The 15,107-nt window shown below is 68.8% G+C and carries 9 protein-coding genes and 2 pseudogenes; 2 read left to right on the forward strand and 9 right to left on the reverse strand.

The features are described from left to right. Positions 1–130: 130 nt before the first annotated feature. Complete coding sequence (locus tag ACIPK3_RS21625) at positions 131–1,294, reverse strand: hypothetical protein (protein ID WP_402571929.1); 1,164 nt, start codon at positions 1,292–1,294, stop codon at positions 131–133. A 224-nt stretch (positions 1,295–1,518) separates the two neighbouring features. Here ACIPK3_RS21625 and ACIPK3_RS21630 point away from each other — a divergent pair. Beyond that, a pseudogene (locus tag ACIPK3_RS21630) lies at positions 1,519–2,127 on the forward strand (transposase family protein); the annotation flags it as partial. Here the strand turns inward: ACIPK3_RS21630 and ACIPK3_RS21635 are convergent. From ACIPK3_RS21635 to ACIPK3_RS21670, 8 genes and pseudogenes are all read right to left on the reverse strand, one after another. Beyond that, positions 2,120–3,391, reverse strand: a complete 1,272-nt coding sequence (locus ACIPK3_RS21635) for a hypothetical protein (protein WP_402571931.1) — start codon at positions 3,389–3,391, stop codon at positions 2,120–2,122. The pseudogene ACIPK3_RS21630 and the gene ACIPK3_RS21635 sit on opposite strands and share 8 nt — an antisense overlap. Before the next feature lie 483 nt (positions 3,392–3,874). Continuing rightward, a complete protein-coding gene (locus tag ACIPK3_RS21640; protein ID WP_402571933.1) occupies positions 3,875–4,681 on the reverse strand; it encodes a hypothetical protein in 807 nt (268 codons plus the stop codon). 99 nt (positions 4,682–4,780) lie between these two features. Further along, positions 4,781–5,188, reverse strand: coding sequence for a hypothetical protein (locus ACIPK3_RS21645; RefSeq protein ID WP_402571935.1), 408 nt, complete (start codon positions 5,186–5,188; stop codon positions 4,781–4,783). Positions 5,189–6,238: 1,050 nt separating this feature from the next. Further along, positions 6,239–7,996 (reverse strand): GAF domain-containing protein, encoded by a 1,758-nt coding sequence (locus tag ACIPK3_RS21650; RefSeq protein WP_402571936.1) that lies wholly within the window; start codon positions 7,994–7,996, stop codon positions 6,239–6,241. A 284-nt stretch (positions 7,997–8,280) separates the two neighbouring features. Then, positions 8,281–8,433, reverse strand: a pseudogene (locus tag ACIPK3_RS21655) (IS5/IS1182 family transposase); the annotation flags it as partial. A 75-nt stretch (positions 8,434–8,508) separates the two neighbouring features. Further along, a complete protein-coding gene (gene pflA, locus ACIPK3_RS21660) occupies positions 8,509–9,261 on the reverse strand; it encodes a pyruvate formate-lyase-activating protein (protein ID WP_402571938.1) in 753 nt (250 codons plus the stop codon). Positions 9,262–9,266: 5 nt separating this feature from the next. Further along, complete coding sequence (gene pflB / locus ACIPK3_RS21665; RefSeq protein WP_402571940.1) at positions 9,267–11,525, reverse strand: formate C-acetyltransferase; 2,259 nt, start codon at positions 11,523–11,525, stop codon at positions 9,267–9,269. Positions 11,526–11,667: 142 nt separating this feature from the next. Further along, on the reverse strand, positions 11,668–11,898 hold the full coding sequence (locus ACIPK3_RS21670) for a universal stress protein (RefSeq protein WP_402571941.1): 231 nt from the start codon (positions 11,896–11,898) through the stop codon (positions 11,668–11,670). Between the two features lie 373 nt (positions 11,899–12,271). Between ACIPK3_RS21670 and ppdK the strand changes: the two genes are divergently transcribed. Further along, positions 12,272–14,968: a pyruvate, phosphate dikinase gene (ppdK, locus tag ACIPK3_RS21675; RefSeq protein WP_402571942.1), complete on the forward strand. Its 2,697-nt coding sequence runs from the start codon at positions 12,272–12,274 to the stop codon at positions 14,966–14,968. Positions 14,969–15,107 lie beyond the last annotated feature (139 nt).

Genomic DNA, 15,107 nt, shown 5'->3' on the forward strand with positions numbered 1-15,107 from the left:
CCTCGACTACGTAGCCTTGTTCCCACAGAACTTGTACGGCCTGGTCGCGGGGGCAGGATGGGCACCTCGCTGATGACAGCGATCAGATACCGGCCCGGGGCGCCGGACACAGGATCAGGGCTGTCTTGTGTCAGCCGGCGCAGCCGGTGACGATGACGGGGCTGCCGTCGCAGTTGGTGGGGGTGTTGCGCCGGATCTCCGACCGGGTCACCGTGAACTGCGTGTCGGTCCATACGCCTCCCGGTGCGACGGTCGAGGCGTTGCTGTTCACCTCACTGTGATCGAGCGACACCACACCGCCGGAGTTGTAGATGCCGCCGCCCTGTGAAGCGCCGGAACCGTTCGCGCTGTTGCGGGTGACCGAACTGTCACGCAGCACCAGGGTGCCGCCGGTGAAGTTGAAGATGCCCCCGCCACGGCTGTTCGCGGCACCGGCGACGTTTCCGGAAACCTCCGTCCTGATGAGCGTCAGCACCGCTGCGTTACCGTTCCAGATTCCGCCGCCATCTCTACCCGTGGTGGTGTTGTTGATGATCTTGCTGTTGATGAACTGCGCGGTGCCGGCGTCTAGGTCGATGGCGCCGCCATCACCGCTGCTGATGTTGTTCTTGAGGGTCGTATTGCGGTAGACCGAGTCACCGCTCTCGTGGTCGATGGCCCCGCCGTAATTGGCGGCGAAGTTGCGGTCGAACACGACCCCGTCGGTGGTGACGTCGCCGTCCGATTGCAAGCCTCCGCCCGTGTCTCCCGCGTTGTTGAAGGTGAACTCGCTTCGGGAGATGTCGGCCGTGGCTCCTGCCTCGACATCGACGCCGCCTCCTTCTTCGGCGGCAGTGTTGTTGTCGAGGGTGACTTTCTTGAGCTTCAGTTTGCCGGAGCCCTCGACGAGGATCCCACCCCCGCCGTCAGGCGCGTTGCCGCCACGGATCGTGAGGTCGCTGAGCCGCAGGTCACCGGTGGAGGTGACATGAAAAATGCGGAAGTCGCCGGCCGTCAGCCCGTCACGGACGATGGTGGCATCCCGACCCTCGATGGTGAGCTGCCTGTCGACGGGGGGCAGCCCGTCGTCTCCGGAGTTGGCCGCCGTCAGGTGGTAGGTGCAGCCGCGGGCGAGGACGAGCGTAGAGCCCAAGGGCGCTGCGTCGATCGCGGTGGTGAGGGATGCGGTGTCGCACGACACCGGCGTGCCCGAGCCCGATCCCGCTCCTCCAGCGACGGCCGCCGGTACCGCGGTCACGCCATTGACGAGGATCGTGGTCAGGGCGGCAATACCGGACAAGGCGTTATGTTTCATGGCTCTCCTTGAAGTGCGGCCATCCTCGATGCACAGACGAACCCTCGCCCGTATCTTGGACACTTGAAGCAAAGCCGCCTCTCCGTCCTTTCCCGAAAAGCCACAAGGCGTAGTCACCCAGACACAGCAGTAAATCCGACCAAAAGGCCGCATCATCATCAATCGGCCCGTAGGGCCATGCCACTCTTGTCGCCCCCCGTTAGAAGTACCCGTCCGGCGTCGACGTGTCTGGTCTGCCCTACGCTTCCCGTCCGCCAAGCTGCGCCGGCACCGCAGGTAGACGAGTACGTGGTGGCGGCGCTTGGCGCAGGCCAGCAGGCCCTGCTCACGCTCGCCCACCTGCGCAACGGCCATCCGTACGCTCAGCTCGCCGCCGGTATCGGCATCGGCATCGGCATCGGCATCGGCATCGGGACCACCACCGCATACCGCTACACGGCTGAAGCGGTCGAGGTCCTGGCCTCACTCGCCCCCGCCCTCGCGGACGCGCTCCGCGCGGCTTCGGCCAAGGCGTTCGTACTGCTGGACTGCACCTTGCTGCCCGATCGACCGGATCTCCGTCGACCGGCCCTTCTGCTCCGGAAAGCACAGGAAACACGGCGTGAACGTGCAGTCATCGCCGATCCATGCGGCTGCCTGCTGTGGGTCTCACCCGCGCTGCGCGGGGTCGTCCACGACGCTCGCGCAGCCCTCGAACACCCATCATCAACGTCCTCGAGAAGGCCCACATCCCCTGGGCCGACAAGGGCTACCAGGGCGCCCGCGGCACCGTCCGGGTTCCCTTCCGCTGCCGAGGGCAGGCGCTTTCCACTGGCCAACAGTGGGTCAGCCAATGCAGCCGGTCACCGGGGCGGGGCTGAAGATGCAGTTCGTCGGGGTGTTACCGGTGATGGTGGTCGTGCCGGTCGGAGCGATCGCTGTCGTGGTGTAGATGCCGCCGGGTGCTGGGGCAGAAGGTGCGGAGTTGCCAGTGACGGAGACGCTGTCGAGGCTGACGTCGGCACCCAGGTTGTAGATCCCGCCGGCTGCGGCACCGGTGCCGGTGACCTTGTTGTTGGAGATGGTGGAGTTGCTCACGATCACGCTGGTGGGGCCGTCCTCTGCGGTGGCGAAGATTCCGCCGCCCAGGGAGTACCGGCCGGAAGCGACGTTCCCGCTGATCACGGACTGGCCCTGCACGGTGAGCGTGCCGTCGAATGCCGAGATGCCGGCGCCGCGCCCCTGTTCGGTGACGCTCCTGTTGTTGATGACCTTGGTGTTGGTCAGCGTCGTCGTGGCGGACGTCTCCAGCCCAGCGCCTCCGTAGAAATTATCGCTCGACCTGAACCGTCGGGCGGTGTTGCCTGCGATGGTGGAGTTCGAGATCGTGACGGTACCGGCGGCGGCGTTCATGCCTCCGCTGAATCCGCCGATGTTGTTGGTGATGGAGGTTCCGTCGATCGTGGCGGTCCCGGTGGTTGTCACACCCCCTGGGCCCCTGGTGGCGGTGTTGCCGGTGATGGTGGTTCCCGCGGTCATGGTCAGTGATCCGCCCAGGGACAGCACACCTCCGCCGTTTCCACCCGCGTTCGGATGATTGCCGCTCACCCGGGTTCCGCTGAGGGTGAGATTGCCGTCATTCTGCATCCCCCCGCCCTGGTCCGCACTGTTGTCGTTGACCATGCCTCCGTTGAGCATCGCCGTGGCGCCGCCCTCGATGAACAGGCCACCCCCGACAAAGCCGTGGTTGCCCTGGACGGTCAGGTTGTCGCCTGTGAGCTTGCCTCCGCCGGTGACGGAGATACCCGCGCCGAGACCTGCCGATCCGTTCATGGCAGTGAGGTCCATCAGCGTCAGGTCTCCGCCGCTAATGACATCGAAGATGCGGAAGCTGCCGGTGCCGGTGGCGGTGGAGCGCTGGACGGTGGCGTGGTTGCCGTCGATGACCAGGGTCTTGTCGATCGATGGCAGAGCGGTCGTGAGGACGTAGACGCAGTAGTCGTCCAACGTCAGAGTTTCGCCGCTGGCGGCGCCGGTGATCGCCGCGCCCAGATCGGACCCGCACGGCACGGGGGTGTCCGCATACGCAGGCACGCTCAAGTGCATCACGGTGGCCATCGCACCGAGTCCTGCGGCAACCAGCTTGCGGCTCGTAAACGTCATACCTGCTCCTGCCTTCTCCCTTGCCGCCTTCCGGCGCCTTAGAGATAACCGGGGGCATGAGAATGAATCAGAAGCAGGCTTAGGATCACCCAATTAAGCAGAAACATCATATTGTGCGGAAGATAAGTGAGTTTTTCTACAGGTCGGGCCTGTTGACCTGCGGCGATGGGTGGGTTTCGGTGCCAGGCGATGGTGGCGGTGGGGGTCTGCGGCTTGGTCCAGGTGGCGCCTGCGCGGGTGATACGACGGGTCATCAAGAAAGAACTGTCTCGGGTGCACTGCCCGCCCCCGCGTTCCCACATCCAGCCCCGGCTGAGCCAGAACGCAATTCAGACCCCTCTCAGCCTGGTGTCCGGAGATCTTGACCGTATATGGATCCCGACGGGAGGCGACGCTGACCGGGGCCGTGGAGGACAGTGCTGGGGCTGTGCAGTGCTGTCAGACCGAGGAGCGGCGCCGCGCCGGGGATGTCCTGCCCGGTCGCCGGCGGACGGCTTGTTCGGCTTGGTCCATCTCGGGGGGAGCGTGCTTCAGATCCACTGCGATGCGTTCGATGTCGTTCAGGAGCGCGCCGCGCAGCACCAGGCAGTCCCGACAGCGCGCCTCGGCTTCGCCGGGCAGGCCGATGATTTCGCGGAGCGACGCCCGGGCCCTTGCCAGGGCCTCCTCCAGATCTTCCTGAGTGGTGCGTTTGACATGTCCGGTCTGTTCCAGCCCGTCAGCCAGATGCTGGAGCGAGTCGGCGCAGCTGAAGCGGAAGCGTTGGGAGAGGCACTGTTTCTTTCCGTCGGCTCGCGCGTGGTCGATTTCCCTGGCGAGAGACTGCAGGTGAGTGGCGCAGAGGCGAGCCGTCTGGATGGCTGCCTGCGAGCGCGCGAGAAGACGGGGTGAGTCGGCGGGATCTGGACGGGGGTTGAGCCGGGCGTTCTCCTGCTCGGCAGCCACGGAGGCTGCGGCCGCCACCGCTTCGTCCGTTATCTGGGCGGCCCGCTCCCTCCACGTCGACGCGTCGGCGAGTGCCGCGCAGGCGTCGTCGGTGCGCAGGCTGTGCGCAGCGGTCCGCAGCAGCTCGGCGAGGTTCGTGTACAGGTCGCCAACCCGCTGTCGGCGGCGCACGGGGCGGCGCGCCGGCGCGACGAGCGTCTGCACGAGCGCGCCGCAGGCCGCACCGAGGGCGACGGACGTCAGGAGTTGCAGGCAGTACCCGAGGTGTCCGCGGCCCGCGTCGAACGCGAAGATGGCCACCACGACGACCTGAAAGCCATGCTCCCCCAGCGGCCTGGGCCGCGCCAGCACCAGCCCGGCAAGCGCGAGCAGGACGAAGGTCCATACATGTACACCGGCTCACGAAGCGAGCCCGGCCGCCAGCCCCGCCCCGATCACGAGCGCGACCACATACTGCGCTCCGTGGCGCAACGAGCGGTACAGCGTCGCCTGCGACACCAGCAGCGCCGTCAGCGGCGCGAACGACAGAACAGCATCGGGCAGCAGCCAGCGCGCCAGGCACCACGACGCGGTCGCCGCCAGAGCCGCCTTGGCAAGAAGGACGAGATCGTCCCGCTCCGGCCCCGGCTCCCGCAAACCAGCTGTCAGATAGGCGCCCGCACGACGCACTGAGGCGGACAGCATCCCGCTTATTCCTCCCACCAGTCCCACCTGCTCGACTTCCTCACGCTCACGAGATGCCCAGGTGCCCGAGAAGGCCGAAGCAAAACGGGGAGTCTGCTCAATGCTGCCCGCCCCCGCATCCAAGAGGGCAACCGTCTCTGGTCGATCTCCCAAATTCGGCTCTCGGGCAGTGCGGTGTCGCGGTGAAGGTCAGGCGCTGGCGTGGCGGTACGGTCCAGCTTTCGCTCTGAGAACACCACGCTCTCCGGCTTGCGCCGGTGCGAGCCAGGGACGGGAGGGCCAGGAGGCTGCGCCGGTCCCACCGCGCATGGCCATCCCGCCGCCGACAATGCCCGTCTGCCGCGTGTCACCCCGCGCCGACGTGCCGGTGCGGTGTCTTTGCGCTCTCCGGTGCACACCGTACGCGCACTTGTACCTCGGGAGCATCGGCCAGTGTGTTGCTCACCGTGCAGTGGGAGACCACCGCACGCATCGCGGCCAGTGGCTCGACCGGCAGGGACGGGAACTGACACGGTCATCGACAGGGCGGCGACCCGTGCGGGGCGGTCGTCGGCCGTGCGAAAGTCCGCCCGGACGGTCAGGCCGTTCCGGTCCGAATATCGGCCCGCCCAGTGCGCGGTGCAGGCGGCCACGGACGCGACGAAGAGTTCCACGCGTGTGGGTGTCGGGTCCTTGACCCACCACCACCTCGGCCCGGGGCTGATCGACGGTCAGGGTGTGTCCCGGTACTCGCATCTCGAAGGCGTCCCCGGCGACGGGCGTCACGTCGACGCCTCCGCCGCGGCAGTCCGGGAATGGGTTCGACCGCGGCGGCTTGGAACAGCAGCAGACCGGCCAGGCGCCGGGCCTCCCCGGCGATCGAGGACAGCGACGGGGCCCGGCTGTCGTGGGGGACGCGGGGGTGTCCAGGAAAGACGCGTCCCATGGCTGGCGGAAGACTGTGGGGTGCGAGGCCCCTGACGTTGATGGCGCGTCCGCAGCGGCTGGTCATTTCGTGGCATCTCCCTGCCGGGCGCGTTGCCCGTGAGCGCTCAACAGAGTGCTCGTCAGGGATGCCCCACCCACCCGAGTCCGGGCCAGCGGGCCGGGACGGTGCCGGTTGTCCGCCCTGGCACCTTCCATCCGACCACGGTCGCGGCTGTCATGACGCGGCTCGCCTGCCGCCGCCGTGCGTCACCCGGCGGACCTGCCGCTCTCTGTCGAGTCCGGCGATTGAGCCAGCGGCGCGTGCCACACCAGCCGCGCCCCCTTTCCACCAGGGCTTTCCAACTCCATGCCGCCGCCGAGCTTCTGCGCGCGCTCGGCCATGTTGGTCAGACCACTGCGGCGACCTCCGTCCGGGATGCCGACGCCGTTGTCCGTGACCGTCAGGCGGACCTGCTTGCCGTCCGTCTCCAGCACGACGTCGGCGCGGTCGGCGCGGGCATGCCGGGCGACATTGGTCAGGGATTCGGTGAGCACGGCCATGACGTGGTCAGCGGTCGGACCGGGCACGTGCGTGTCGAGCAGGCCCTCCATACGAACACTGGGAGCGAAGCCCAGAAGTGGAGCGGCCTCGCCGATCGCCCGCACCGCACGGGAACGCAGGCCGGGTGCCGCGTCGTCGGAGCGGGACCGCAGGCCGAAGATTGTCGACCTGATGATCTTGATGGTTTCGTCGAGATCGTCCACCGCTCGCAGGATCCGCTCGGAGGCCATCGAGTCCTGGACGCGGCGACCGGCGCTCTGCAGGGTCATGCCGGTGGCGAAAAGCCTTTGGATGGCCAGGTCGTGCAGATCACGCGCGATGCGGTCGCGGTCCTCCAGCAGGGCGATCTGCTCGACGTCCTGGCGGCGTTCCGCCAGCTCCATCGCGACGGCGGCCTGCGCGGCGAAGACCTGCAGCGGCTCGGTCTCCTTCTCGGAGAACTCCCGACCGTCTGACTTCCGGACCAGCAGCACCACGCCGCGGGCCTCGTCGCCCGTGCCGATCGGCACGGCGACGGCCGGGCCGAGCCCTTCGAAGCGCGGCGGACCGGCCGAGTCCCGGGAGTCACGCAAGATGTCCGGGCTACTGACCGGCGCCCGCTGGACGAACGCCTGCCCGATGAGGGTGCCGTCCACGGGCAGTATGATCCCTCGCCACGCTTCGGCGTCCTGGCCTACGGCGAGCTCGACGGCAAGGGTGTCGGTTCCGCTCACCGGCATGGCCACCACGCTCAGGGCCGAGGCGGTGATCTCCCTGGCCCGTTCGGCGATCAGCGGCAGCACCCGGCCCTGGTCCGCGCCGGACATCAGGGTGTGGGTGATCTCGGCGTTCGCCTGGAGCCAGCGCTCGCGGAGCCGGGACTCCTCGTAGAGACGGGCGTTGTCGATCGCCACACCGGCCGCCACGGCCAGCGTCGCCAGCACCGACTCGTCGTCCTCGTCGAACTGCTGCCCGCCGCGCTTCTCCGTCAGGTACAGGTTGCCGAAGATGTGATCGCGCACCCGGATCGGAACGCCGAGAAAGGTGTTCATCGGCGGGTGGTGGGCCGGGAACCCGTAGGAAGCGGGGTGGTGGGAGAGCTTGGTCAGGCGCAGCGGCTCGGGGTGGCGAATCAGCTCGCCCAGGATGCCGTGGCCCTCCGGGTAGGGGCCGATGCGCGCGATCTGCTCCGCGTCGACGCCCACGGTGTGGAAGGCGGACAGTCGCTTGCCGTCCGGTCCGATCACCCCGAGCGCCGCGTACTCAGCGTCGACCAGGGCCGCCGCGGCCTCGACGATGCTGCGCAGCGCCTGCTCCAGGTCGAGTTCGCGACCGACCGACAGCACGGCTTCCAGGAGGCTGTGGACCCGGTCCCGGGTGCCGCGCGCTGCGTCCAGACGGGCCTGCAACTCCTCCAGCAGCTCGTCCAGCCGCAACTGAGGCAGCCGTACCTGTGCCTCGCGGGCCTCCTCGGCGTTCACCACCGCTGTTCCTCCAACGCCTCACCGCATGCCGCAGCCTTACCCGTGCACCTGCCACGGTAGCGGCTCGAACATGGAGACGATAAGGGATCAGCGAGACCCCGCGGTCGGCCGGAGCCGTCAACCCCGGGGCAGCCGGGTTGCTACGTACGAGGTGAGGTCGAGCAGGCGGTTCGTGTAGCCCCACTCGTTGTGATACGAGCCGAAGAGTCTACCAGGTCGCCGTGCGTTTGGGTGAGCGGGGCGTCCAGGACGCACAAGGCGGGGGGTCGCCGACCACGTCTATTTCACTTGGTGAGCCGGCGATGACATATGACGGGCGCGGCGATGGCGGTGAAGGCGAGGAAGTGTTCCGGCTTGCGCTCACAACGGGGGTGGAGACTTCGGCAGCCGGACAGTCAGGACACGGTCCGCTCCACGACGCAGCGGTGTCGGCCCGGCCTCGGTCTGTGTCGGAATCCCTTCTTTCCAGGATGACCGAGGTGCAGGGCCGGTCGGCCCCCATTTCGCCTGCATCAGTGGGCCACGAGGCCGCGCTCACGGAACTGGCCACGTACCCGGTCCACCAGCGCCCTGTCGGGAACCGGCGTGTCACCCAGGGGGAAGGAGATGCCCAGGGCGTCGTACTTGGCAGTGCCGAGCTTGTGGAACGGAAGGATGTCGACCCGTTCCACGCAGTCGAGGCCGGAGAGAAATCCGGCGAGTCCGTCGACGGCGTCCTCGTCGTCGGTCCAGCCGGGCACCAGGACGTACCTGATCCACACGCGCTTGCCCAGCCGTTCGAGGCGGGTGGCGAAGTTCAGGGTGGGGGCGAGGGCGCCGCCGGTCAGCTTCCGGTAGGTCGTGACGTCGAAGGATTTGATGTCCAGCAGCACCAGGTCGGTGGCGGCGAGCAGGCCGTCGGTGGCGCGGGCGCCGAGGAGACCGGAGGTGTCGAGAGCGGTGTGCAGGCCGACCTCCCTGCAACGGCGCAGGACCGCTCCGGTGAAGGCCGGCTGGAGCAGGGGTTCGCCGCCCGTGAGGGTCACTCCCCCGCCGGCCGTGACGAGGAAGTCCCGGTACTTGTCGATCTCCGCCATCACCTCGTCGACGGCGGCCTCCCGGCCGTCGCGCAGGTGCCAGGTGTCGGGGTTGGCGCAGTAAAGGCAGCGCAGGGGGCAGCCGCTGACGAAGAGGACGAACCGGGTCCCGGGACCGTCCACGCCGGTGGACAGGTCCCAGGAGTGGATCCGGCCGGTGACCGATCCCGGTGCCATGGTCGGGGACATGACGCTCACAGCGATCCGTGGAATGTGCGGCTGACCACGTCGAGCTGCTGCTCGCGGGTCAGGCGGACGAAGTTCACGGCGTAGCCGGAGACCCTGATCGTCAGCTCCGGGTACTTCTCCGGGTGCTCCATGGCGTCCTCCAGCACGGCGCGGTCCAGCACGTTGACGTTCATGTGGAAACCGCCCGAAGCCATGTAGGCGTCGAGGATGCCGACCAGGTGACCAGCCCGCTCCCCGGGAACGTGACCGAGCCCTTCCGGGGTGATGGTGGTGGTCAGGGAAATGCCGTCGCGGGCGGCCTCGTAGGGGAGTTTCGCCACCGAGAGGGCGGAGGCGGCCACACCGTGCCTGTCACGGCCGTTCATCGGGTTGGCGCCGGGGGCGAAGGGCTGTCCGGCGCGGCGGCCGTCGGGGGTGTTGCCGGTGTGCTTGCCGTACACCACGTTCGAGGTGATGGTCAGCACCGACTGCGTGTGCTCAGCGTCGCGGTAGGTGGGGTGCCTGCGCACCTTCGCCATGAACGACTCCACGAGTTCGACGGCGAGGGCGTCGGCGCGGTCGTCGTTGTTGCCGTATGCCGGGAAGTCGCCCTCGGTGTGGAAGTCCACGGCCAGTCCGGTCGCGTCACGGATGATCTCCACGCGGGCGTGCTTGACGGCGGAGAGGCTGTCCACGGCGACGGACAGGCCAGCGATGCCGCAGGCCATGAACCGGTGCACGGGGTGGTCGTGGAGAGCCATCTCGATGCGCTCGTAGGCGTACTTGTCGTGCATGTAGTGGATGACGTTGAGTGCGTCGACGTAGGTCTGGGCCAGCCAGTCCAGGACGCGGTCGTAGGCGGCCGACAGTTCGTCGTAGTCCAGGTACTCCCCGGTCAGCGGGGGCATCTCCGGGGTGATCTGGTCGCCGGTCATCTCGTCCCGGCCGCCGTTGACGGCGTAGAGCAGCGCCTTGGCGAGGTTGACCCGCGCGCCGAAGAACTGCATCTGCTTGCCGACTGCCATGGCGGAGACGCAGCAGGCGATGGCGGTGTCGTCGCCGGTGCGCGGGCGCATCAGGTCGTCGGACTCGTACTGGATGGAGCTGGTGTCGATGGACACCTGAGCGCAGAACTCCTTGAAGCCGGCGGGCAGTCGGGGCGACCACAGGACGGTGAGGTTCGGTTCCGGGGCCGGGCCGAGGTTGTAGAGGGTCTGCAGGAAGCGGAAGGAGGTGCGGGTGACCAGTGGGCGGCCGTCGGCGCCGATGCCGCCTATGGACTCCGTGACCCAGGTGGGGTCGCCGGAGAACAGGGCGTCGTACTCGGGGGTACGTAGGAAACGCACGATGCGGAGTTTGATGACGAAGTCGTCGATCAGCTCCTGGGCGCGGGACTCGTCGAGGAGCCCTTCGTCGAGGTCCCGCTGGAGATAGACGTCCAGGAAGGTGGAGGTGCGGCCCAGCGACATGGCGGCGCCGTTCTGCTCCTTCACCGCGGCCAGGAAGCCGAGGTAGAGCCATTGGACCGCCTCGAGGGCGGTGGCCGCAGGCCGAGTGACGTCGCATCCGTAGGACGCGGCCATCTCGGCCAACTCGCCCAGCGCACGGATCTGCTCGGCGAGTTCCTCGCGGTCGCGGACGACGTCGGCGGTGGACGCCCGGGTGTCCAGCAGGGCGCGCTCGGCGCGTTTGGCCTCGGTGAGCCGGTCGGTGCCGTAAAGGGCGACCCGGCGGTAGTCTCCTATGATCCGGCCTCGGCCGTAGGCGTCGGGCAGGCCGGTGATGATGCCGACCTTGCGGGCGGCGCGCATGGCGGGGGTATAGGCGTCGAAGACACCCGAGTTGTGAGTCTTGCGGTAGGTGTCGAACACCTTCGTCACGAACGGGTCGGGCTCGAAGCCGTACGCCTTCAGCCCGTTCTCCACCATGCGCAGGCCGCCGTTGGGCATGATCGAGCGCTTGAGGGGGGCGTCGGTCTGCAGACCGACAATCAGCTCGCGATCGCGGTCGATATAGCCGGGGGCGTGCGAGGTGATGGTGGAGGGGGTGGCGGCGTCGACATCGAGAATGCCCTTGCGCCGCTCCTCCGGAAACAGCGCGCTGACCTTCTCCCAGACCGCACGGGTGCGGTCGGTGGGGCCGGTCAGGAAGGAGGCGTCACCCTCGTAGGGGGTGTAGTTGGCCTGGATGAAGTCGCGTACGTCGATGCGCTGACGCCACCCGCGCCCGGCGAACTGCCGCCAGGTGTCAGCGGTCAGGGGGCCGGTCGTCATCGTCGCGGTCATCACAGGTCCTCTCGTCGGACAGTCTCGTCACTGCCGATACTCGTCGTGGGGGTCCGCGGCGGGGAGTGCCGGACAGGGCATCGGGCGATCCCGTTGGGTCCCGGCCGGCCGGGACCTTCGGCCCCTGCGTGGCGCGGCGGTGTCAGTCGTGCGGAACCACAGCAACAGCGCATCCGACGTGGTGCAGGGCGGCGTGCGTGACGGGCCCCGCGTGCACGCCGATCTGGTGTTCGATACCGCGGCGGCCCACCACCAGGAGGCCCGCGTCCCGGGCGGCCCGTATCAGAACAACCGCGCCACGTCCCTCGGCTACCGTCGCGGCCATGGGGACGTTGGGGTACTCCCGGCGCCAAGGGCGCAGCACCCCGGTCACGCTGCGCTCTTCGTCCGCCGGCGCCTGGGGCTGTGGCCTCGGGGCGGGGGCGGCCCCTCCGAAGCCGCGGACACCAGGGGCACGGATGGAACCGGGGCGGGCCGGAAGGCATGGACCACTCCACGATGTGGTGCGACATCACGTGTCCCCCCTCCCCGATCGCTGTATGCGGATGACGTTCAGCCTCGTCCCGCCCGCGCTGGTGGTTCACGGGCCGTAAAGCCCCGGCGGGGTACCGATGGTCCCTCCGCAACGTGAAACGCGCATCCGGGCCCAACGGTCCCTCACGCGGGACGGCCGGCACCTCGCGTCGGATCCGCCCCCGTCCGACGCTGGAAACGTCACGCCCCCAACGCTTGAGGAGCGCCGCGTCATGGTCCGTTACGTGTACGACTTCACCGAGGGGGGCCGTGGCATGGCCGGTCTCCTCGGTGGAAAGGGATCGAACCTGGCGGAGATGACCCGCCTCGCGCTCCCCGTACCGCCGGGATTCACCGTCACCACCGAGGCGTGCCGCGCCTTCCTGGAAACGGGCAGCGAACCCGCGGGCCTGTGGGATGAGGTCTCCGCACATCTGTCGGCGCTCGAAGCGTCCGCCGGCCGGGTTCTGGGGCAGCCGGACGACCCGCTGCTGCTGTCCGTCCGCTCCGGAGCGAAGTTCTCCATGCCCGGCATGATGGAGACGATTCTCGACATCGGCCTCAACGACGAGTCCGTCCTCGGTCTGGCCAGGGTCTCCGGCAGCGAACGCTTCGCCTGGGACTCCTACCGCCGCCTCGTCCAGATGTTCGGCAGCACGGTCATGAGAGTCGACTCCTCCCTTTTCGAACGGTCCCTCGCCCTCCTCAAGGACCTGCGCGGCGTCAAGGACGACCTGCACCTGACGGCATCCGACCTGGCCGAACTGGTCGAGACCCACAAGAACCTCATCCGGCAGGAGACGGGGGACCACTTCCCGCAGTCCCCCGCCGAGCAGCTGCGCCGCGCGGTCCTGGCCGTGTTCGAGTCCTGGAACGGCGAGCGCGCCCGTCTCTACCGGCGCCGCGAGCACATCCCCCACGACCTGGGCACCGCCGTCAATGTGCAGACGATGGTCTTCGGCAACCTGAGCTCCGACTCCGGCAGCGGCGTCGCCTTCACCCGCGACCCGGCCACCGGCCGGCCCGGCCTGTACGGCGACTACCTGCCGAACGCCCAGGGCGAGGACGTCGTCGCCGGCATCCGCAACACCGTCCCGCTGGCCGACCTGGGACGCCTGGACCCGACGTCGTACGCACAACTGCTTGACCACATGCGCACTCTGGAGGAGCACTACCGGGATCTGTGCGACATTGAGTTCACCATCGAGCGCGGCCGGCTGTGGATGCTGCAGACCCGGGTCGGCAAACGCACCGCCGAGGCCGCCTTCGTCCTCGCCGCCCAGCTGGCCGATGAGGGGCTCATCACCCCGGACGAGGCGCTGGCGCGGGTGAGCGGCGAGGGCCTGGCCCGGCTGATGTTCCCGCAGTTCGACACTTCCGCCACCCGTACCGCACTTGCCCACGGTGTCCCGGCCTCACCTGGTGCGGCGGTCGGGGCCGTGGTCTTCGACTCCGCCCAGGCGGTACGGCGCGCCGCCGCCGGCGAGAAGGTCGTCCTCGTCCGCCAGGAGACCACCCCCGACGACCTGCCCGGCATGATCGCCTCCCAGGCGGTCCTCACCAGTCGGGGTGGCAAGACCAGCCACGCCGCCGTCGTCGCCCGCGGCATGGGCAAGGTCTGTGTGTGCGGTGCCGAGGAACTCGCCGTCGACACCGACGCCCGGCACCTCACCGCGGCGGACGGCACCGTGCTCGAGGAAGGCACCGTCGTCTCCGTGGACGGCTCCGCCGGAGCGGTGTACGCGGGAGCGGTACCGCTGATGGACTCGGCGGTCATCCGGCATCTGGCGGACGGCTCTGGCGAGGCGGACGCCGAGGGCGTGGTCGACGCGGTGGCCCGGGCACTGGCTCGCGCCGACAGCGTGCGGCGTCTGGAGGTGCGCGCCAACGCCGACACCCCGGAAGACGCCGCACGGGCCCGCCGGTTCGGAGCGCAGGGTGTCGGACTGTGCCGCACCGAGCACATGTTCCTCGGCGAGCGCCGCAAGCTGGTCGAGCAGATGATCCTGGCCGGCACGGACGCCGAACGCGACCGTGCCCTGTCAGAGCTCCTGCCCCTTCAGCGGCAGGACTTCACCGGCATCCTGGAGGCCATGGACGGTCTGCCCGTCACCATCCGGCTCCTCGACCCGCCGCTGCACGAGTTCCTGCCCGACCATACCGAACTGGCGGTGCGCATCGCCTCCGCCCAGGCCCGCGGAGAGCAGCCGGACCCGCACGACGTCGAACTGCTCAGTGCCGTGAACCGCATGCACGAGGAGAACCCGATGCTCGGGCTGCGCGGTGTGCGCCTGGGACTGGTGGTTCCCGGCCTGGTGGCCATGCAGGTCCGGGCGATCGGTGAGGCCGTGGCCGAGCGCCTGCTGGCCGGTGGCACGCCCAAGGCGGAGATCATGGTCCCGCTCGTCGTGGACGTCCGTGAACTCCGGCTCGTGCGTGATGAGGTGCAGCGGGTACTGGCCGAGGTCTCCCGGGCAGCCGGCGTCGGCGTCGACTGCCCGGTCGGCACCATGATCGAGTTGCCGAGGGCAGCGCTGACAGCGGGCCGGATCGCGGAGGAGGCCGAGTTCTTCTCCTTCGGCACCAACGACCTCACCCAGACCACCTGGGGCTTCTCGCGGGACGACGTCGAGGCGGAGTTCTTCTCCACATACCTCGACAAGGGCGTCTTCCCCACCTCGCCCTTCGAGACCCTCGACCGCGAGGGGGTCGGCCGCCTGGTGGGCGTAGCGGTCGCCGAGGGCCGTGCCACCCGCCCGGACCTCAAGATCGGGGTGTGCGGCGAGCACGGCGGCGACCCCGACTCGGTGCACTTCTTCCACACCGCCGGCCTGGACTACGTCTCCTGCTCGCCGTTCCGCGTGCCGGTGGCGCGACTGGAGGCAGGCCGGGCGGCGCTGGAGAAGACCGAGGGCAGCGACAGCAGGTGACGAGGGCGGGCCGCTCGGCCCTCGGGCCGGGGCCGACCGCTCCACCCTCCCGGGCTGGTCGCCCCTGGGGTGAAAGCGGCGAACGCAGCAGCCTTGAGATGTCAGAGAACGATCGCAGGGAGTGGAGCACATGACTGCC

The sequence above is a fragment of the Streptomyces sp. NPDC086787 genome (genome assembly GCF_044745865.1).
GTDB lineage: Bacteria > Actinomycetota > Actinomycetes > Streptomycetales > Streptomycetaceae > Streptomyces.